General features: G+C 40.4%; 17 protein-coding genes. 13 read left to right on the top strand and 4 right to left on the bottom strand.

The window, feature by feature from the left end; all coding sequences use genetic code 11:
- Positions 1-303 precede the first annotated feature (303 nt).
- On the bottom strand, positions 304-1635 hold the full coding sequence (gene tig, locus PJ15_RS10870; protein WP_004775791.1) for a trigger factor: 1332 nt from the start codon (positions 1633-1635) through the stop codon (positions 304-306).
- 248 nt (positions 1636-1883) lie between these two features.
- Between tig and PJ15_RS10865 the strand changes: the two genes are divergently transcribed.
- The 7 genes from PJ15_RS10865 to PJ15_RS10835 all read left to right on the top strand — a co-directional run bounded on the left by PJ15_RS10865 (position 1884) and on the right by PJ15_RS10835 (position 12281).
- A complete protein-coding gene (locus PJ15_RS10865) occupies positions 1884-4058 on the top strand; it encodes a TonB-dependent receptor domain-containing protein (protein WP_047430607.1) in 2175 nt (724 codons plus the stop codon).
- A gap of 515 nt (positions 4059-4573) precedes the next feature.
- Complete coding sequence (locus PJ15_RS10860) at positions 4574-6871, top strand: TonB-dependent receptor (RefSeq protein WP_047430604.1); 2298 nt, start codon at positions 4574-4576, stop codon at positions 6869-6871.
- A 104-nt stretch (positions 6872-6975) separates the two neighbouring features.
- On the top strand, positions 6976-7659 hold the full coding sequence (locus PJ15_RS10855) for a Fe2+-dependent dioxygenase (protein WP_047430692.1): 684 nt from the start codon (positions 6976-6978) through the stop codon (positions 7657-7659).
- Positions 7660-8119: 460 nt separating this feature from the next.
- Positions 8120-9817: a 2-isopropylmalate synthase gene (gene leuA / locus PJ15_RS10850; RefSeq protein ID WP_004775796.1), complete on the top strand. Its 1698-nt coding sequence runs from the start codon at positions 8120-8122 to the stop codon at positions 9815-9817.
- 126 nt (positions 9818-9943) lie between these two features.
- Positions 9944-11104 carry a homoserine O-succinyltransferase MetX gene (gene metX / locus PJ15_RS10845; RefSeq protein WP_004775798.1) on the top strand — a complete coding sequence of 387 codons (1161 nt, stop codon included), beginning with the start codon at positions 9944-9946 and terminating at the stop codon, positions 11102-11104.
- Positions 11104-11697, top strand: a complete 594-nt coding sequence (gene metW, locus PJ15_RS10840; RefSeq protein ID WP_004775800.1) for a methionine biosynthesis protein MetW — start codon at positions 11104-11106, stop codon at positions 11695-11697. Before metX ends, metW begins: the two co-directional genes overlap by 1 nt.
- Entirely contained in the window at positions 11694-12281 is a 588-nt protein-coding gene (locus PJ15_RS10835; RefSeq protein WP_047430602.1) for a tetratricopeptide repeat protein, read from the top strand. The genes metW and PJ15_RS10835 overlap by 4 nt, the downstream gene beginning before the upstream one ends.
- A 40-nt stretch (positions 12282-12321) precedes the next feature.
- Here the strand turns inward: PJ15_RS10835 and PJ15_RS10830 are convergent, their stop codons facing one another.
- Positions 12322-12855 (bottom strand): hypothetical protein, encoded by a 534-nt coding sequence (locus PJ15_RS10830; RefSeq protein WP_047430599.1) that lies wholly within the window; start codon positions 12853-12855, stop codon positions 12322-12324.
- Positions 12856-13040: 185 nt separating this feature from the next.
- On the opposite strand from PJ15_RS10830, the gene rdgB reads away from it, so the two are divergent.
- On the top strand, positions 13041-13664 hold the full coding sequence (rdgB, locus tag PJ15_RS10825; RefSeq protein WP_004775805.1) for an RdgB/HAM1 family non-canonical purine NTP pyrophosphatase: 624 nt from the start codon (positions 13041-13043) through the stop codon (positions 13662-13664).
- A 17-nt stretch (positions 13665-13681) separates the two neighbouring features.
- On the opposite strand, the gene PJ15_RS10820 is transcribed toward rdgB, so the two are convergent.
- Positions 13682-14569 (bottom strand): permease, encoded by an 888-nt coding sequence (locus PJ15_RS10820; RefSeq protein WP_047430596.1) that lies wholly within the window; start codon positions 14567-14569, stop codon positions 13682-13684.
- A 151-nt stretch (positions 14570-14720) separates the two neighbouring features.
- Between PJ15_RS10820 and tatA the strand changes: the two genes are divergently transcribed.
- From tatA to PJ15_RS10800, 4 genes are all read left to right on the top strand, one after another.
- A complete protein-coding gene (gene tatA, locus PJ15_RS10815) occupies positions 14721-14936 on the top strand; it encodes a Sec-independent protein translocase subunit TatA (RefSeq protein WP_005259752.1) in 216 nt (71 codons plus the stop codon).
- Between the two features lie 12 nt (positions 14937-14948).
- Entirely contained in the window at positions 14949-15392 is a 444-nt protein-coding gene (gene tatB / locus PJ15_RS10810) for a Sec-independent protein translocase protein TatB (protein WP_047430594.1), read from the top strand.
- 71 nt (positions 15393-15463) lie between these two features.
- Positions 15464-16174, top strand: a complete 711-nt coding sequence (gene tatC / locus PJ15_RS10805) for a twin-arginine translocase subunit TatC (protein ID WP_413772465.1) — start codon at positions 15464-15466, stop codon at positions 16172-16174.
- Positions 16175-16339: 165 nt separating this feature from the next.
- Positions 16340-18529 (top strand): PhoX family protein, encoded by a 2190-nt coding sequence (locus PJ15_RS10800; protein ID WP_047430588.1) that lies wholly within the window; start codon positions 16340-16342, stop codon positions 18527-18529.
- A gap of 43 nt (positions 18530-18572) precedes the next feature.
- On the opposite strand, the gene PJ15_RS10795 is transcribed toward PJ15_RS10800, so the two are convergent.
- Positions 18573-19355 carry an NRDE family protein gene (locus PJ15_RS10795; RefSeq protein WP_047430690.1) on the bottom strand — a complete coding sequence of 261 codons (783 nt, stop codon included), beginning with the start codon at positions 19353-19355 and terminating at the stop codon, positions 18573-18575.
- 106 nt (positions 19356-19461) lie between these two features.
- Here PJ15_RS10795 and lgt point away from each other — a divergent pair, with 106 nt between their 5' ends.
- Entirely contained in the window at positions 19462-20274 is an 813-nt protein-coding gene (gene lgt, locus PJ15_RS10790) for a prolipoprotein diacylglyceryl transferase (protein WP_004775818.1), read from the top strand.
- Positions 20275-20360: the final 86 nt, after the last annotated feature.

Raw genomic sequence — 20360 nt, 5'->3', positions numbered from 1 at the left:
CGATGAAATTGCAAAAGGTTCAATCTGAAATATTCGATTATTTAGACTAAAATCTGGTAATTTTTCGAGAAATTAACACTTTCATAACATAGGGTTTTAAGCACTTGCAGCAATACTTTCGAGGATAGAAATTTTCGAATTCTACACGCTCTACTCCCTCGTATTTCACATGCTAAATGATAGAACAGAATTTAAGCCATAACTGCACAATTCATTTTTTAACGATCTACCCAATGCATATAACTTTATCCTAAAGAAAAAGGCGCTTAATGCGCCTTTTTCTTTAATCAACTTTTTGAAAGATTAGCCACGACGAGCTTGTTGTTCTTTCAATAAGTCTTCGTAGCTGATCGCAACATCTTTTACTTTAGCAGCAGCTAAGATGTGATCAACAACTTGATCTTCTAACACAACAGCTTCGATTTGAGCACGTTGTTGTTTGTCATTTTTGAAGTATTCAACAACTTCTGTTGGATCTTCATAAGAAGAAGCCATGTCATCGATGTAAGCATCAACACGTGATTGGTCAACTTCAAGTTTAGCATCAGCCAATACTTTGCTTACCAATACGCCAAGCTTCACTGATTTTTCAGCTTGCTCTTTGAACAATTCATCTGGAAGCATGCTGCTGTCAAATGCGCCTGCACCTTGAGCACCAAACTGTTGAGTGAATTGCTGGATCATTTGTTGACGTTGACGGTCAATTTCTTGAGCAACCATAGATGCTGGAACTTCGATTTCGTTAGCAGCAACAAGTGCATCAAATGCAGCTTGTTTAACTTGGTTACGAAGACCGTTGCGAACTTCACGTTCCATATTCTTACGAACGTCAGCTTTTAACTTGTCTAAGCCTTCTTCTTCAGTTAAACCAAAGATTTTCAAGAATTCAGCATCGATTTCTGGAAGTTTTGGTTTTTCAACTTGCTTCACAGTGATTTTGAATTGAGCAGCTTTACCAGCCAAGTTTTCAGCTTGGTAATCTTCTGGGAAAGTTACATCGATAACTTTCTCTTCGCCAGCTTTCATACCAACGATACCGTCTTCAAAACCTGGGATCATACGACCTGAACCAAGTACAAGTTTAAAGTCTTCAGCAGCGCCGCCTTCAAACTTTTCACCATCAACAGTACCTTCGAAATCGAAAGTCACTTGCATGTCTTTCTTCGCCATACCTTTGGTTACAGCCCAAGTTTGACGTTGTTTTTGCAAGTTTTCGATCATTACATCAACGTCTTTGTCGTTGATTTCTGATGATTTACGTTCAACTTCCAAGTCAGCAAAAGCTTTCACTTCAACTTCTGGATAAACTTCAACAGTTGCTTCAAAAACTAAAGCATCATCTTTGTTTTCAACTTTCTCAATGTTCGGCATACCGACTGCATTGATTTTTTCTTGTTGAATTGCTTCAAATACGGTGTCACGAATGATGTCATTCACAACTTCTTGATAAATGCCTGCACCATATTCACGGCGAACAACATTCAAAGGCACTTTACCTGGACGGAAGCCGTTGATCTTCACAGTTTTGGCAGTGCGTTGTAAGCGAGCTTCAAATTGCTCGTTAACACGGCTCGTCGGTACAGAAACATTTAAACGACGGGCAACGCCCGAAACCGCTTCAGTCGTTACTTGCATGGCTTCCTCGATATATAGTTAGTAATAACAATTTTTAAAGTGCCACATTATATGACAACTTTCTGGATATACAAAATCGGAAGCTAAAAAAGCAAATATATTTTTCATTTTGTTCGAAATCATAGTTTTCTTAAATGAATCTTAAATTGAATGTTACTTTTTGTTGTTAATGATAAATATTATCATTATAATTCGTAATGATTTTGAGCACTTTTCTATTTTTCTCGTCCAGCTTTGGAACTCTAGTTATGAGTAAATTTAATTTATCCCCGCTTTCTTTTGCATTACTTGGGGCAATGACCACTTCGGCTTTTGCTGATACAACAACATCTGAAAACACCAATACACACCAACTTGCAACCATTGTGGTATCAGCTTCTGGCTTCGAACAAGATATTAAAAACGCACCAGCTTCTATTAGCGTTGTGACTAAAGAAGATATTGAAAAGAAAAATGCGACCAGCATTGCAGATCTACTTTCGGATGTGCCAGGCATCGATATCCGTGATGGTATTGGAAAAACCTCAGGCTTAAATATTAAAATGCGTGGCCTAGGCAATGAATACAGCCTCATTCTGATTGATGGTCGCCGTCAAACCACCTCTTCTGATGTGACTCCAAATGGTTTTGGCGAATCGGCAAATGGCTTTTTACCTCCACTGGCTTCAATCGAGCGTATTGAAGTGATTCGTGGACCAATGGCAACACGCTATGGTTCAGAAGCGATGGGTGGTGTAATTAACATTATTACCAAAAAAATTAGCAATGAATGGAATGGTAATGTCACCGTCAGTGGCAATGTGATGGAACATGGCGGCGAAGCTGATTCATGGAAAACCAGCGTTGTTGTAAATGGTCCAATTATTCAAGATAAGCTAGGTCTACAGTTACGTGGTTCTTATTTAGATCGCCAAAAGTCAGAACGTGTGCCAGGCACTTCAGGTCGTGATCCACGTCCAAGTGAAGCAGATATTTATGATGTTGGTGGAAAACTATCATTTAAGTTAAATGATCAAAATAGCTTCTGGATTGATGGTTTTCACTCAAGTCAAACTTATAAAAATGATGACAACCGCTTAGGTACACTGGATACCCCAGAACGTGCCAATGGCTATAAAGATGAGCTGGAATTCAAACGAGACCAAATTGCTGCCGGTCATAATGGTGACTATAGTTTTGGTCAATGGAATTCTTATGTCAGCCAGACTAAAACAGAAACAATTGGTCGTACAATTCCTAGAAATACATTCCCAGGGAATGCTTCAGCAGGTCAGGACCGTACCTTAAAAAATACTGATTTTGTTGCTGATTCGCATGTCATTTTACCAATTGCAGATCACAAACTTACTGTCGGTGCTGAATACAAAGAAGCTGAAATTGCTGATGATATTGCTGGCATTGGTGCAAAATTCAAAAGAGACTCTTTTTCTGTCTACGCAGAAGATGAATGGCGCATCCTAGATAATCTTGGCTTTACACTGGGTGGTCGTTATGAGGATCATTCTGGCTTTGGTGGTCAATTTAGCCCACGCGCCTACCTCGTCTGGAATGCAAATGACGAACTTACAATTAAAGGTGGTGTCAGCACAGGTTATAAAGCACCGTCAGCAAAAGACCTTCACAATGGTATTGTGAGTATTAGTGGGCAAGGTACATCATTTAACATTGGTTCTCCTAACTTAAAACCAGAAGAATCAACCAACTATGAACTTGGCTTCAACTATAATAATGGCAATTTAGACCTGACCACGACAGCATTCTTTAATAAGATTAAGAACCTGATTACTGAGGGGCCTGAATTACTGAACTGTTTCTCTGCAAAAAAACCAAATCAACCAGGTTGTGTGAGCTATGGATCGCATATCACTCAGGATACTTTTTCACAAAAAATTAATGCAGATGAAGCTGAAACCAAAGGTGTTGAGCTCAGCTTGAAGTACAGTATTATTCCTGAATGGGACATTAAAGCTGCATATACCTATATGGAATCAGAAATTACCAAAGGTAAAAACAAAGGTTCTTATCTGAGTAATGTCCCTAAAAATGCATTTAATATGACTTCAACCTGGCACATCAATGATGCCTTTGATGTATGGTTACAACATGAATATAAGTCAGACCGTAAGCGCTACAATACAGAGCAAACCGCTGGTGATGCCGCTATTATTTATAATGCAACCAACAATAAATTAAAGGGTTATAACTTGTTTAATCTAGGTGCAAGTTATAGTGTCAATGATCAATTACGCTTCAATGGTTCAGTGAACAACCTGCTCGACAAAGACTTTAGCAGCAATGGCTCATATATTGATGCCAATGGTAATCCCGCTTCTTATTATGACTATATGCAAATTAGTTCTGGGATGTCTGGTACTTATCTGGCAGGCCGTAACTACTGGTTATCTGTATCTTATGACTTCTAAATAATTTATAAGCTGTAATAAAAAAAACCTGCACATGCAGGTTTTTTTATACTTATTCCCCAATCACGTCATGTCATGCTTATAAATTCGTAATTCAGTCAGTATTGATACACTGGAAAAAATAATCTAAACGTCAAAACTGCGATCACTTTTCAATCCAAGCGTTCGATCACATTCATTAGCTTTTAACTTTTACTCCCACTACTCTTTTCCATTAAAAATAACAAGCTGATATTCAAAAGTTTTCATATTGACTAAATATAAAAAATTAAAACCCGCTTCATTCAAATGAAAAAAATCACCAAATCTAAATTAAAAGTTAATCTTTAAAAAACAATCGTTTTTATAGATTAAAGAAAAAAATCAACAAATTAACTACATTTTAGAACAAAACTTTATTCATATTTCCATAATTAAAAGCTTAAGAGATTGAAAAAATCAATTTCAAACAAATGAATATAGAAATAAGAATGATTATTCTTTGCATAAATTTTTACACAGTCTAGGCGTGCCTCATGTCTTTTATTAAATCACGGAAGAAACTTGTCTCTTCTGCAATTGCATCATCACTTTCTGTCATTGCAGTACCTGCTCTTGCACAAGAACAGCCCGTTCAACTCCCAACAATTCATGCGCATGCCACTCAGGAAGAATCGTTAAAAGTTGACCAGTCTGCAAATGCAAAATTTGTTGCACCTCTTAAAGATACACCGAAGTCAGTCTCCATTCTTTCTCAAAAATTGATTAAAGATACCAACTCAAATACCTTACTCGAAGCACTTCGTTATGAGCCCGGGATTACTCTAGGGGCTGGTGAAGGTGGTACACCATTTACAGATATGCCTTATATCCGTGGTTACAGCGGTCAATCATCAATTTATGTAGATGGTGTCCGTAATACCACCTCACAAAGCCGCGATATGTTTGCCATTGAACAGGTTGAAGTCATCAAAGGCTCTTCATCTGCACTCGGTGGTGGTGGTAGCGTTGGCGGTAGTATCAATCTTGTCCCTAAAGTGGCTCATCAAGGTGATGTCTATCAAGGTAGTATTCAGGGCGGTACAGATAACTATCGCCATATCCAGCTTGATGCAAATAAAGACTTTGGTAACGGTATCGCAGGTCGTGTTGTCGTTATGGGTCATGAAAATGAAAAAGCAGGTCAACACAATGGCGCAGAATTTGCTCGTGCAGGTCTCGCATCAAGTCTTGCTTTTGGCTTAGATACAGCAACTCGCGGTACATTTAGCTATTACTATTTACGCAGTAATGATGAACCAGATGCTGGCATTCCATTCAATAATCCAACGCGTGCCCCTGCCGGCGTCACACTTAACCCAGGCGATGGACGTCCCGTTAGTGTAAAAGCTGGAACTTACTACGGCTGGAAAGACCGTGATTTTGACAAGCGTGAAAATCACATTGGTACCTTCAAATTAGAACATGATTTCAACGAAAATCTAACTTTGTCAAACGTGGCGACTTACAACAAATCTAAGTCAGACTATGTTTATACCAATGCAGATGACTCAAATGGCAATATTTACCGCGGTACAATCGCTCGCCGTGCTTTAAGCCGCATCCTCGATACCGATGCTTATAGTGATCAGCTTTCTTTAAGAGGTAAGTTCAACACTGGTACGTTTAAACATTCATTTAATGTAGGTACTGAGTGGAGCTATCAAAATACCGATCAGGGTATGCATACCTTTACCAATGCTGCCGGCCAGACAACTTCAACCATTCTCTCTTCGAATGTCAGTGGCTGTGACGCGGCTTCCGCTACGTCAAATGGCTGGTGTACAGGTTTAAATAATCCAGGCAATGGTAGCTTTACTGACAGTTTGGGCAGCATCAAAGGTCAGTCAACAACACGTAGCCGTACCGCCTCCGTTTATGCTCTAGACAGCATTGAATTTAACCCACAATGGTTACTTAACCTAGGTGTTCGTTGGGACAAATTTGATACTGAGAAGAAATACAATAAAGATGTCTACGCAACCAATGCTGGCGCTTATGACTATACAAAAGTTGCAACAGCCAAAGGTACTAAATACGAAAGCGATGCTGACTTCTTTACCTACCAAGCAGGTTTAGTCTTTAAGCCAACTGAAGCTGGTAGTATCTATGCAAGTTTTGCGACTTCTGCAAACCCAGTCGGTGTTTTAGCTGAAGGTGATAGCAGTGATAATGCTTTAGGTACCACAGATATTGTGAATAACCTAAAACCTGAAGAAGCACGCACTTTTGAAATCGGAACCAAATGGGACTTATTTAATGAACGTGCCAATTTAACCGCAGCTATTTTCCGTACAGAAAAGCAAAATACTCGTATTCAAATTGATCCAACCACAACCACTAATGCTGGCGAAAGTAAAGTAGATGGATTTGAAGTAAGCTTAAACGGCAAAATTACCAATAAATGGGATATCTCTGCAGGTTATAGTTACCTAGACAGCGAAATCACTAAAGCAGCTTATAACGCAGTCGCTCAAGAAGGTAAACCGCTTCCATTCGTTGCGAAAAACAGCGCAACTCTCTGGTCAACGTATAAAGTATTACCAAACTTAACTTTAGGTGCGGGCGCAGAATATCGTGATCAAGTGTTTGTAAACACGACAGCACCTAAATTTTTGCCAACGTATACCATCTACAATGCAATGGCAAAATATGATGTAAACAAAAATGTGAATTTACAACTTAACGTAAATAACATTGGTGATAAACGTTACTTTACCAGCGCACATGCTGCACATTATGCATTTGAAGGTAATGGTCGTAACGCGGTACTTGCTGTTAATTTTAAATACTAAGCAAAAGCCATAATAACTTTACGGCATTCTACTTAGTTCATATAAAATAGCCTCGTCATGAGGCTATTTTTACAAATGCAATAAATATTCAAAAGGTGTTCACCGTGATCCATCATATTCCCAATGTATTAAGCAAAGAACAAGTTGCAGAATTCCGCCAATTGATGGCAGATGCAAATTGGGTGGGTGGAAAAATCACTGCTGGGACCCTTTCAGCTTCAGTGAAACAAAATCAACAACTTTCAGAACAAGATCCGCTGACCCATGCACTTAGCGAGATTGTGATTAAAGCAATTTGGCAAAATCCACTTTTTCAAGCCGCAGCATTACCACATAAAATTATTCCGCCCTTATTCAATCGTTATGATGAGTCTGAAAGCTTTGGCTTCCATGTCGATAACTCGATTCGTCTGATTCGTGGTTCTTCTGAACAAATCCGCACTGATTTATCATGCACCTTGTTCTTGAGCGAACCAGAAGAATATGAAGGTGGTGAACTGGTCATTGAAGACACTTATGGCTACCATGAGATTAAACTTCCTGCTGGTGATGTCGTGCTTTATCCATCAACCAGTTTGCATGAAGTCAGTAGTATTAACTCTGGCACCCGTTTCGCTTCATTCTTTTGGGTACAAAGCCTGATTCGGGACGATAGTAAGCGCCACCTATTGTTTACACTAGATGAAAGTATCCGTGAATTGCGTAAAACTCATGGCGATGCTTATCCAGAAGTGATGAAACTCACCAATATTTACCACAATCTGATTCGGATGTGGTCTGAACTCTAATTCACATACTTTTCAGCCTATAGAGATAAAATTAATTTTTTTATCTCTAATCATTAAAATTACGGAAAATTTTCCCCATTAAAATTAAAATAGCGCAAAAAACAGGGAAATATTTTCCATTCATTGTCTTTAAAATGTTTTATAGACCTTTGCAGCCGTCTGTATTTTCACCTAGACTGATCACAGTTAGATGATTAATATAACTGCAAAATTAAATAACCCATATGAATGGTAGATGATGAAAACAAATCGCGGCTTTACCCAACCGTCTCATACAACACATCTCGCTGCTGCTCTTCTCCTGATGCTGCGCCTCGCGCGCGTATAAATTTTTTGCCTACATTTTTAGGCACTCGATCCCCAAATTCGCTTTAAATTAATTCTTATAGACACCATATATATTTGTAGCACGTTGCCTTTTATTTGACTCAGCAACCATGCTACGACAAGGAGTTATCTCATGATGTTGGCTGACCCAAGCAAAAAATACCGCCGTATGTACCAACGCGTCGATTTACCAGATCGCCAATGGCCAAATAATGAAATCAATCAAGCGCCAATCTGGATGAGTACCGACCTTCGTGACGGTAATCAGGCAATTTTTGAACCGATGAACATGGATCAAAAATTAAAAATGTTCAAAATGTTGGTCAAGATTGGCTTTAAACATATTGAAATCGGCTTCCCATCTGCTTCACAAATCGACTTTGATTTCACCCGTATGTTAATCGAAGAAAATTTGATTCCAGATGATGTCTATATCGAAGTCTTGGTACAGGCACGTGATCATTTGATTGAACGTACTTTTGAGGCATTAGTCGGTGCAGAACGTGCCATCGTGCATATCTACAACTCAAACTCTCCAACATTCCGTAAGAAAGTTTTAAATGTCGATGCCAATGGCTCAAAGCAGCTTGCGATTAATGCAGCAAGTAAAGTTAAAGAATATGCAGCGCAATACCCTGCAACAGAATGGATTTTCCAATACAGTCCTGAATGTTTCTCTGCAACAGAATTAGAAGTTGCCAAAGATGTTTGTGACGCTGTGACTGAAATCTGGGAAGCATCTCCGACCAATAAAGTCATCTTGAACTTGCCTGCAACCGTGGAAGTGTCTACACCGAATGTCTATGCCGATCAAATCGAGTGGATGCACCGTAACTTGGCGCGTCGTGATGGCGTGATTATTTCTGTGCATTGTCACAATGACCGTGGTTGCGGTATCGCAGCGTCTGAGTTAGCAATTATGGCAGGTGCTGACCGAGTTGAAGGCTGTGTGTTTGGAAATGGTGAACGTACGGGTAATGTTGACGTTGCTGCAATTGCCTTGAACATGTATACCCAAGGTGTTGCACCAAACTTGGACTTCTCCAATATCAATGAAGTCATTGCAACGGTTGAAGAATGTACGGGTTTACCTGTGCATCCTCGTCATCCATATGCTGGTGATTTAGTCTTTACCGCGTTCTCTGGTTCACATCAGGATGCGATTAAGAAAGGCTTCGAGTTCCAGAAAAACGAAGAAATCTGGGATATGCCTTATTTACCAATCGATCCTAAAGATTTAGGTCGTGACTATGATGCGGTGATCCGTGTGAATAGCCAATCTGGTAAAGGCGGTATTGCTTACTTGTTAGAATCGAATTACAACGTTGCCTTGCCACGTCGTGTTCAAATCGAATTCAGCCAGATCGTACAGCAACATACCGATGAAAATGGTACTGAAATCAGCGCCCATGAAATCTGGTCTTTATTTGAAAAAACCTATGTGGATGTAAAAAACAGTCATTATCACACCAAGCATTATCAATTGTCGGATATTAATGGTACACAAATCATTGAATTAGACGTTGAAATTGACGGCGAAATTCAACGCCTACGCGGTGAAGGCAATGGTCCGATCTCGGCCATGTTAAATGCTTTACAGTTACCAATTGATGTTGTGAATTATGAAGAGCGTAGCATCAGTTCAGGTGCCAATGCCAAAGCCCTTGCCTTGATTGAACTTCAAGTGAAAGGTACAGGTAAAAGTGCCTTCGGTGCTGGCGTACATGACAACATCGTGACCTCATCAATTGAAGCCATTATTGCATGTACCAACCGTTTGATTGAGCAAGGTGTCTTGACCACCGATCAAGTGGCTGCCGCAGCCGTTTAGATGAGTGAAATATCACATAATCGTCAGTAAAGCTGAGTTGTAATATCAGAAAAAATGACTTTTGAAAGGATACCTGAATTGGTATCCTTTTATTATTAATGATTTATTATAGGGCGAATCATTCCAGTGTCTTTTCCATCGGATTCAGTGGGTTTAGTCACACCACAAAAGTTTCAATTTGAACAACCTCTAGAACTTGAATGTGGTCGAGTATTACCACGTTTTGATTTAATGGTTGAAACCTATGGAACACTCAATGCAGATAAATCAAATGCTATTCTGATTTGTCATGCACTCTCAGGACATCATCATGCCGCAGGCTACCATCATGAAGATGATAAAAAAGCAGGCTGGTGGGATAGCTGTATTGGCCCTGGAAAAGCAATAGATACCGACCATTTCTTTGTTGTTTCATTAAATAATATCGGGGGCTGTAGTGGCTCTACAGGACCAACCTCACCCAACCCTGAAAATGAAAATCGTCCTTATGGTCCAGACTTTCCACTGGTTACCGTGCGCGACTGGGTCAAAACCCAAGCCATGCTTTCTGACCGACTCGGTGTTGAGGTTTGGTATTCCATTATTGGTGGCTCTTTAGGGGGCATGCAAGCCTTACAATGGTCACTAGACTATCCTGATCGCCTAAAAAAATGTGCCGTTATTGCCAGCGCACCAAAATTATCAGCTCAAAATATTGCCTTTAACGAAGTTGCACGCCAATCAATTCTGTCAGACCCAGACTTCCATCATGGGCGTTATCTGGAAAATGACAGCTATCCAAAACGTGGCCTGATTCTGGCACGTATGGTGGGTCATATCACCTACTTGTCTGAAGAAGCCATGAAGCAAAAATTTGGTCGTGACCTCAAGTCAGGCAAATTTATGTATGGTTTCGATGTCGAATTTCAGGTTGAAAGCTATTTGCGTTACCAAGGTGAACAATTCAGTCGCAATTTCGATGCAAATACTTACTTGATTATGACCAAGGCACTGGATTATTTTGACCCTTCCCGTGAATACGAGCATTCTTTAACAAAGGCCATGAGTAAGCCGAAATGCCAATTTTTGGTGATTTCATTTACCACGGACTGGCGTTTTAGTCCAAGCCGTTCACAGGAACTGGTGGATGCGTTGATTGATAATCATAAGCCTGTCAGCTACTTGGATATTGATGCTGAACAAGGCCATGACTCTTTCTTGTTCCCTATTCCACTCTATGTGAAAACACTACGGGCATTTTTAGGTGGAGAACAACAGTTGAAATCGACACGACAGGAGCAGCACTGATGCGTATAGATCAACAACTCGCCGAAAAATGGATTAACCCGAACTCTAGCGTGTTAGACTTAGGCTGTGGTGATGGTGAATTGCTGGCTCATATGAGCAAACAGCACAATATTCGTGCCTATGGGCTAGAAATTGATCAAGAAAAGATTGCAATTGCCATCAGTCGGGGGTTAAATATTATCCAACAGGACTTGAACCTTGGTTTAAGTCGCTTTGCCGACCAGTCTTTTGACTCTGTGGTTATGGCACAAGCTTTGCAAGCTGTAGATGCACCTGATGTATTACTTCGTGATATGGTGCGTGTCGGCAAACAGGCAATTATCACTTTTCCAAACTTTGCGCATTGGAAGACGCGTTCTTTTCTTGCATTGAAAGGGAAAATGCCTGTTTCGGAAGCTTTACCTTATATGTGGTATAACACCCCGAATATTCATTTATGTACTTTCCGCGATTTTGAAGCCTTGTGTGCTGAGAACCGGATTAAAATTATTAATCGACTTGCCGTTAATGGTGACCAACAAGGTAGTATGCTCAGCAAGCATATGCCGAACCTATTTGGTGAAGTCGCAATTTATCGAGTGAGCGCTCTATGAAAAAGACATTAATCAGCACATTTTTATTTGGTCTGATCAGTATACAAGCGCACGCTGACTATGTTGCCCAACCACAATCGGTAGCAACACAGGCAGCGCGATATTCAGTGATGGATATCGGTGGATTACAAAGCGCAGCGAAATCTGGTCAGGCTGGGGCACAGTTTTATTTAGCGACCCGTTACCAGTATGGTAAAGACGTTGCTAAAGATGAGAAACAGGCATTTGCTTTATTCAAGGCCGCAGCGGATCAAGGTTTATCTGCAGCGCAGTTAAATGTTGGCCGTATGTATGCCGATGGTATTGGTACCAAGAAAGATGAAGCTTTAGCGCGTCGTTATTTCGAGAAAGCGGCAAGTAATGGTGATAACCGTGCCAGCTTTAATCTTGCAATGATGGAAGAGCAAAAGAAAAACTATATGGGTGCTTATCAGTGGTATGAGCTTTCAACCCGTGATGGCATGCTCGATACCAAAGTAATCAAACTTTCTGAAGGTAAGAAAACGGCGTTGGCGGCTAACCTGACTCAAGACCAGATCCGTACTGCACGTGACCGTGCTGATAAATGGATTCAAGCGCAATAATCTTAATTGTAAGATTTAGCGAAAATATAAAACCGACTTTCTATGTCGGTTTTATATTTAAGAAATTTAAATCATTGAATTCCTCAATATTGTAATCCACCATAGCAAGAAAAAAATCCTCAAAATTTGGAAATCTATCTATTTCTTCTCCTGCTAGCCATATTACTTGGCCTTCTATTAAAGTTCCTTTAGCACCAATTACAAATAAATCCTTATCAATCAAAGTTGTAGCTATAGGTAAAACACTATTTCTAGTTATATTTTTTTGATCAAAATAAGAATCCTCAATAGCATCTAATAAACCTTTTGCATAGCTCATAAGTGGGCTCGCAATTAGATCAACTGTTCCAAATAAATCAACATATTGATATATTCCTTTCCAACCATTCGCATAACTAAGAAAATTGAAATATAAAGGGTCAGCAAATTTTTCTAAGTATTGCTCTACTTCTAATAACTGTATTTTAGTTGCCGCTACTTCTGGCAAATGATATGGCCAAATATTTTGAATATCAGCCTCATTTATCTTATATTTAACATAAGCCATTTTAGAAATCTGTGTAGGCCAATCCATATCTTCCTCTAAAAATTATTCTTAACTACATCTGATATCATATGAAATATAAAATTAAGTAGAATTAGAAAAATACCATAACTCTAATGGCATTAATATTTTTTTCTTATAACACACATATTCACTACTAATTTCTTAAAAAAATTTCTAAAATTCTACTCAATCTAAGCGAATTTAAAATTTATATGTCTACCCAATCATGGCTCAACCAAGGCAGTCTTGTTCTTGCAAGTAATAACAAAGGCAAAGTGGTCGAATTTGAACACCTCTTTCAACAACTCAATCTTCCTGTTGAAATCATTCCTCAAGGCAAACTGGATATTGAAGATGCAATTGAAGACGGTCTCAGCTTTGTTGAAAATGCCATTATCAAAGCACGCCATGCCTCTAAACTTTCAGGTAAACCAGCCCTAGCAGATGACTCAGGACTTTGTGTTCCAATTCTAGGTGGCGCACCAGGCATCTACTCTGCACGTTATGCAGGCGAACACGGTAATGATGCTGCCAACAACCAAAAACTTTTGGCCGATCTCGCACCCTTCCGTAAAGATGGCGAAGTGATTGAAGGCATGTTTGTTTGCGTACTCGCGCTCGTTACTCATGCAGAAGATCCACTTCCACAAATTTTCCAAGGCATTTGGAAAGGTGAGATTTTAGAGGCAGCTCGTGGCGAAAATGGCTTTGGTTATGACCCTTTATTTTGGCTACCTGAACTCAATGTTTCGAGTGCTGAACTGAGCAAGGCAGAGAAAAATAAGATCAGCCATCGCGGGCAAGCCATGCAGCTGTTTAAAGCAAGTCTAGTTTAAAATACTAAAGTGCCCTCCTAAATGAGGGCACTTTTTACATGCAATAAGATGCCATACAAAATAATGGCCAAACAGCTCACCATTGTTCCTGCCGCAATATATCGGGCTGAAATGCCAGTACCCTGATAATGCGTTTCCAACGCCACAATATTGGCGGCTGGCGGCAAACAGAATAAGAAGAACAAAACAGGAAGCAATAACTTAAGCTGTGGAATCGGGATCAAATAATAAGTCATGGCGCAGATCAGCACGCCACACAATAATTTCAACATCAGCGTACGCGTAATTAAAAGTAGATCTACAAAATGTACCCGAGTATGCCTCAGCCACATTCCTAAAATACACATGCCAGCAAAGCTCATCCCAAACTTGGCAATCTCATATATCCCTTCTAACAGCATATTTCCTTCTAGGCGCTGAACTCCCAGAAGCCACAAGATAAAGGCAATCAATAAGGCAAGCACAGGCGGTGATTTTATAACTTTATGTAGCGTTGCGAGATGATTCGCCGGTCCTTCTGAAACGGCTGCAACTGCCCAGATATTGCCAAATAATGAACCACCGATATATAGCGCAATCATGGCAGCGCTGACCTGTTCGCCAAATAAGGCAATGGCAAATGGAAAGCCTAACCAGCCGATATTGCTATAGCTAAAACACAGCGCTTGTAAACGATCTTTTGAATAATAAGCAAATAGATAAAACAGAATAATGGAAGAGAGAAAACTAAACAGAATCAGCGCAAAACTGCCGGCCTGATAAAACACCATATTGTAAATAATCACAACTGGAATAAATAAGCGCGCCAATAAGGATGACAAGACTTTCTTACACTTCTCCGCAAGCTTAAATTGAGCAAGCAACAAGCCGAAAATGAAGGCACTGAGTGGAAGAATAAAAGTCATATTATCTAATTTTGATCGCTTATTTGGCAGCTGTATATGCTAGCACTGTTTTGGGTTGTGCCGATGTTTGTCTTAAAACTGCAATATAAGTGTCACATCTTTGTCATGCCTAGCTGTTGAGATATATCCAAAGTTTTATAGGAATAAAATTATGGCTGGTTTATCGATTTGGCATGTGCTGATTTTTGCAATCGTGGTGATTTTACTTTTCGGTACATCGAAGCTTAAAAACTTAGGTAAAGATGTCGGTGGCGCGGTTAAAGATTTTAAAAAATCGATGAAAGAAGATGAAGTCGCGACGCCTTTAAATGAACCTCGCACCATTGATGCTCAAGTTAAAAATACTGAAAGCTCGGTAAAAAGCTAAGCGAGTACGACTATGCTGAATATTGGAATGTCCGAACTTTTTGTGTTCGGCATTATCGCTTTACTCGTACTTGGACCAGATAAGCTGCCAGAAGCAGCTCGTTTTGCTGGTAAGTGGTATGCAAAAATAAAACGTATGATCAGCAATGTTCAGAATGATATTGATCGTGAACTTCGTCTTTCGGAACTACGAGAACAGATGCAGCAGGAAATGCAGCGGATTACTGAGCTAGAACAAAAAATGCAGGCTCAAATCGCCGAGTTAGAACAGCAAAAAAATATCAGTTTAGAAGCAGAGACGGCAACGCAACTGCAAAAAACAATACAACATCCACATTATCATTATTTAACGGCGACACGATCTTCAGTCTATCTTACACAGCATGTCACGCTCACTGACCCAATTCCCCAAATCGATCCAACGCTCTCGATTCCTGAATTCAAGGTGGCTGTATGAGTGCACCCTCAACATCTCCACTTCCTCATTCAAACTTGAATGACAACGAGCAAGACATTCCGCTGGAAGAGATGCCTATCACCAAGCATTTGATGATTCTTCGCCAACATCTCTTTAAAATTGTTGGAATATTACTGCTTTTATTCTTTTGTTTATTGCCTTTTGCCAATCGCACTTATCAACTACTTTCAGAGCCATTAAGAGCACAACTACCTGCAAGCTCATCGATGATTGCCACAGATGTAACTGCAACATTTATGGCGCCGTTTAAACTGAATTTTTTTGTGGCCTTGATGCTGGCAATGCCTTTTATCATTTACCAGATCTGGTCTTTTGCAAAACCAGCGTTATATGAAAAAGAAAAAAGTCTGGCCATTCCCCTATTACTGAGCAGTATTACCTTATTTTATACAGGGATTGCTTTTGCTTATTTCATTGCACTCCCTTCAATTCTGCATTTCTTTATTAGCGTGTCGCCTGAAACTGTTGCACCAATGACAGATATTAATAGCTATCTAGCATTTTGCTTAAAGCTATTTCTTGTCTTTGGTTTAACCTTTGAAATTCCAGTAATTACCCTTCTGCTCATTCTGATTGGTGTCGTCAGTACACAAAGTCTGATCGAGAAAAGACGCTTTATTGTCGTGGGTTGTTTCTTTATTGCCATGTTTGTTACACCACCCGATGCAATTTCGATGATCATGCTCGCTGTTCCTATGTGGCTCTTATTTGAATTGGGCTTATTCTTCGGAAAAATAATCGAAAAAAGAAAAACAGCATAAGTAAAACAAAATTTAAAAACAGGTCTCAGACCTGTTTTTTTATTGTCATTTATCCATTGATTTTTCACAAATCTGTCATACAAGTGTCAATGCTTCGTCACATTAAAACACTAAGTTTATGGGGGGCAAACTTTTAGAACAACTGTCATTATTTAGGAATTTTCCATGACCGAGCTATCGCCATATCATGAAGATCAAGAGTTGGACAACAATACATCTGACAACATCCATTTCAGAGATATTCTAGAACAACATATTAGCCGTCGTAGCTTAATTAGCAAAACGGCAAGCGGGGCTGTTGCATTAACACTTGCATCAACATTAACAGGCTGTAATGACGACGATAATTCAAATAATAATGGAACGCCAACGACACCGACCAATCCAGATAAAAAACCAGAAAAATTAACATTTAATGCGGTTGCAAAAAATCTAAATGATATCGTAACGGTTCCTGAAGGCTATCAAGCCACTGTTTTATATGCTTTAGGTGATTCAATTAACCCTGCTTATCCTGAGTGGGATGACAACAATATTCCTTCTGGCCCAAGCTTCCAGTTCCGTTCAGGTGACTGCCATGACGGTATGCACTTTTTTGGCTTAAATGCAGCAACACAACGTTTTGACGAAAGTGTATCTGATCGTGGTTTATTGGTCATGAACCATGAATACATCAACCCAACCTTCTTACATCCTAAAGGCCCAACCAAAGTTGATGGTCGTCGTCCAGAAGATGAAGTCATTCGTGAAGTAAATGCACACGGCGTGTCAGTCATTGAAATTAAAAAAGACCAGACCACCCAGAAAGTCGAAGTTGTTAAAAATTCGGTTTTCAACCGTCGTATCACTGGTTCTACCGTGATGGATTTTGCGGGTGTTGCAGCTGGTTCAACGCTATTGGCAACAGGATATTCTCCTGCTGGCCGTCAAACACGTGGTACCCACAATAACTGTGGTAATGGTTATACACCGTGGGGCACATACCTGACGACTGAAGAAAACTTTATCGGTTATTTCGTTCGTAGTGCAGGCGATGATGCGTTGCGCCGTCCAGAAGAAATCATTGCTTTAAAACGTTATGGTTTAAAAGCTGGCTCAAGCTCACGCTACGCATGGGAAACAGCAAAAGGCGGTGTAGAGTCACAAGATTTATATGACCGCTGGAATGCAGATGTAAAAACGGATACAGCAAGCTCAGACTATCGTAATGGCCCAAATACATTTGGCTGGATGGTTGAAATTGATCCGTTTGATGGTCGCCAAAACCCAGTGAAACGTACTTCTTTAGGCCGTTTCGCTCATGAAGATAGCGCATGCCGTGCAGTTGCAGGCCAACCACTTGCCTTCTATATGGGTGATGACTCACGTGGTGAATATATCTATAAATTTGTATCTGATGCGAAATGGGATACGAAAGATGTAAATGGCGGTTACCGTGCTGGCGATAAATACATGAATACTGGCAAACTTTATGTTGCCAAGTTCAATAACGATGGTTCAGGTCAATGGATCGAATTAAGTTATGGAAAAAATGGATTAGATCAAAGCAACACAGTTTATCCATTTAGCTCACAAGCAGATGTTGTTACATTTGCACGTTTAGCAGCAGATTCTGTTGGCGCAACCAAAATGGACCGTCCAGAATGGTGTACGGTAAATCCAGAAAATGGTGAAATCTACGTCACTTTAACCAATAACTCAAACCGCGGTTCAAGCTATCCAACAGATGCAGCCAACCCACGTGCTTACGAAGACCTTTATAACAATGAAACCGTTCAAAAGGGCAACGTAAATGGTCATATTATTCGTTTCCGCGAAACGGGTGACCTGACCACTGCTGAAAGTTTCAAATGGGATATTTACTTATTTGGTGCAGAAGCATCAATGGCTTCAAATATCAACCTTTCAGGTTTGACAGATAATAACGATTTATCTAGCCCAGATGGTATGTGGTTTGACCCTCGTGGTGTACTTTGGATTCAAACTGATGACGGTGCTTATACAGATGTAACCAACTGTATGATGTTAGCTGCATTACCTGGCCAGATTGGTGATGGTACTAAAGTAACAACATCAAACGGCACAGAGACACTCGTTGGGAAAAAAGTAACTGATGATACACTCCGTCGCTTCCTGACTGGGCCAAAAGAGTGTGAGATTACAGGTATTGCGATGACACCAGATTACAAAGCCATTTTCATTAATGTGCAACATCCTGGTGAAGACTCAGCGGACTATGCAACACCAAATAGTCACTGGCCTGCAACACAAACCAACCCTGGTAATACAACTGCTCGCCCACGTTCAGCAACAGTCGTCATCACACGTAAAGATGGCGGTGTAATCGCAGGATAATCCTTCGATCCACTCAAAAATGCCGACTCTATGTCGGCATTTTTTATTTCTGTAAATCTACACTTAATTCAACAATCTCACCCTGCTCTTCTCCTTGCTGAGATTTTTCCAGCCATTGCCATTGTGTAGGCGTAAGTCTTAAAAAGTTAGAGCATCGTGTTCCATATACAGGACTCTGGATAAAAGTTGAAGACAATAGAGCTTCCATTTCAGTACTGATGCCTGTGTCAGGTAATAAATCTGGAATGACTTTGCGCTCATCCTCCAAAATATCCCAAGCCGCATGTCTGAGTTCAGATTCCAGAATCTGGGGTTGTTGCAACATTGGTAAAAATTCTTGAGTAAAGCGCTTGCGCAAATTTCTGGTCTTTTGCCAATCTTCGGACATTAGGCCATTGGACACTACGTATACCCCATTCGGCAGCACTTGAGGTGCCTCCCCACGGTTACTCATGTAAACCGCCTGTTCCCGATCTCCAACAAATAGGTTGAATCCTGCATAGTCCTGTTGTTGCTGTTCCAGTTGCTGTGCAAAACGAATCGGTGCCAGATCACTTTCCAGAAAAGATTGAATCAGATGCCCACGTGATGTTGTATAGGATTGCTGATCCCGACCATTTCGGAAATTGGTCAGAATGGCCCATCGCCCTGATGCAGTTACACCCATCCATGTACCGCCTGACTGTAAGTCCTGCCCAGCCACAATCACATGATTTGGCCACTGATGTAGGCTTGCACTGGGACGGTGATAGAATTCATCACGATTTGAAAGTAAGCATAATGGCATCTCATCCAGCACATGCCATGCGAAAGCAACAATACACATTGATTTGGTTCTCACATCTTTACACATTGAATGTACAACATTTTTCACATCATTCCGCTACAATCTGATCAAAACTTAATTCCAAATTCTAAATTGAGGAACAGCAATGCTGACCTATCCAAATATTGATCCAGTTGCGCTGAGCTTAGGACCAGTCAAGGTGCACTGGTATGGACTCATGTATCTCTTGGCTTTTCTATGTGCTTGGGGTTTAGCATCGTATCGCGCTAAACAACGTGATGGCTGGACTGCCGATATGGTTTCAGACCTGGTCTTTTACGGGGCGCTGGGCGTTGTGCTGGGTGGTCGTGTAGGCTATGTGCTGTTTTATGAATTCGGTAAATTTCTGGAAAATCCACTCTGGTTATTTCAGGTCTGGACAGGTGGCATGAGCTTCCACGGTGGTTTCCTCGGCGTCATGATTGCAATGTTGTTCTGGTGTAAAAAATACCAGAAAACATGGTTTCAAACCTTGGACTTTATCGCACCATGTGTACCAACAGGTTTAATGTTTGGACGTTTTGGTAACTTTATCGGTGGGGAGCTCTATGGTCGTCAGGTTCAAGATCCAAACTATCCTTTCGGGATGATTTTTCCGACAGACCCATTAGGTCTAGTGCGCCATCCCTCACAAATCTACCAAGCCATCTGTGAAGGGCTGATCCTATTTATCGTGCTGTGGTGGTTTAGTTCTAAGCCACGTCCACGTATGGCAGTTTCTGCACTGTTCCTGACTGGATATGGTGTCGCACGCTTCTTTATGGAATTCTTCCGTCAACCCGATGCAGACCAAGGCTTTATCTTGTTTGGCTGGATGACCAAAGGCCAGATCCTCAGTTTCCCAATGATCATCATTGGTCTGTGGATGATCTGGTATGCCTATCGTCGAAATATCTATGACTGGCAGTTAAAGAAATAACAGGATGGGAGCTTAGGCTCCCATTTTTTTGCTCTTTATAAAATACGAATAAAAAGCGTATAGTGATTTTATAAAATAACGATTCC

The sequence above is a fragment of the Acinetobacter sp. neg1 genome, from assembly GCF_000788125.1.
In the GTDB taxonomy this organism is placed as follows: domain Bacteria; phylum Pseudomonadota; class Gammaproteobacteria; order Pseudomonadales; family Moraxellaceae; genus Acinetobacter; species Acinetobacter vivianii.
The sequence above is the reverse complement of the archived record's forward strand: the minus strand, read 5'-3'. Positions and strand labels throughout refer to the sequence as shown.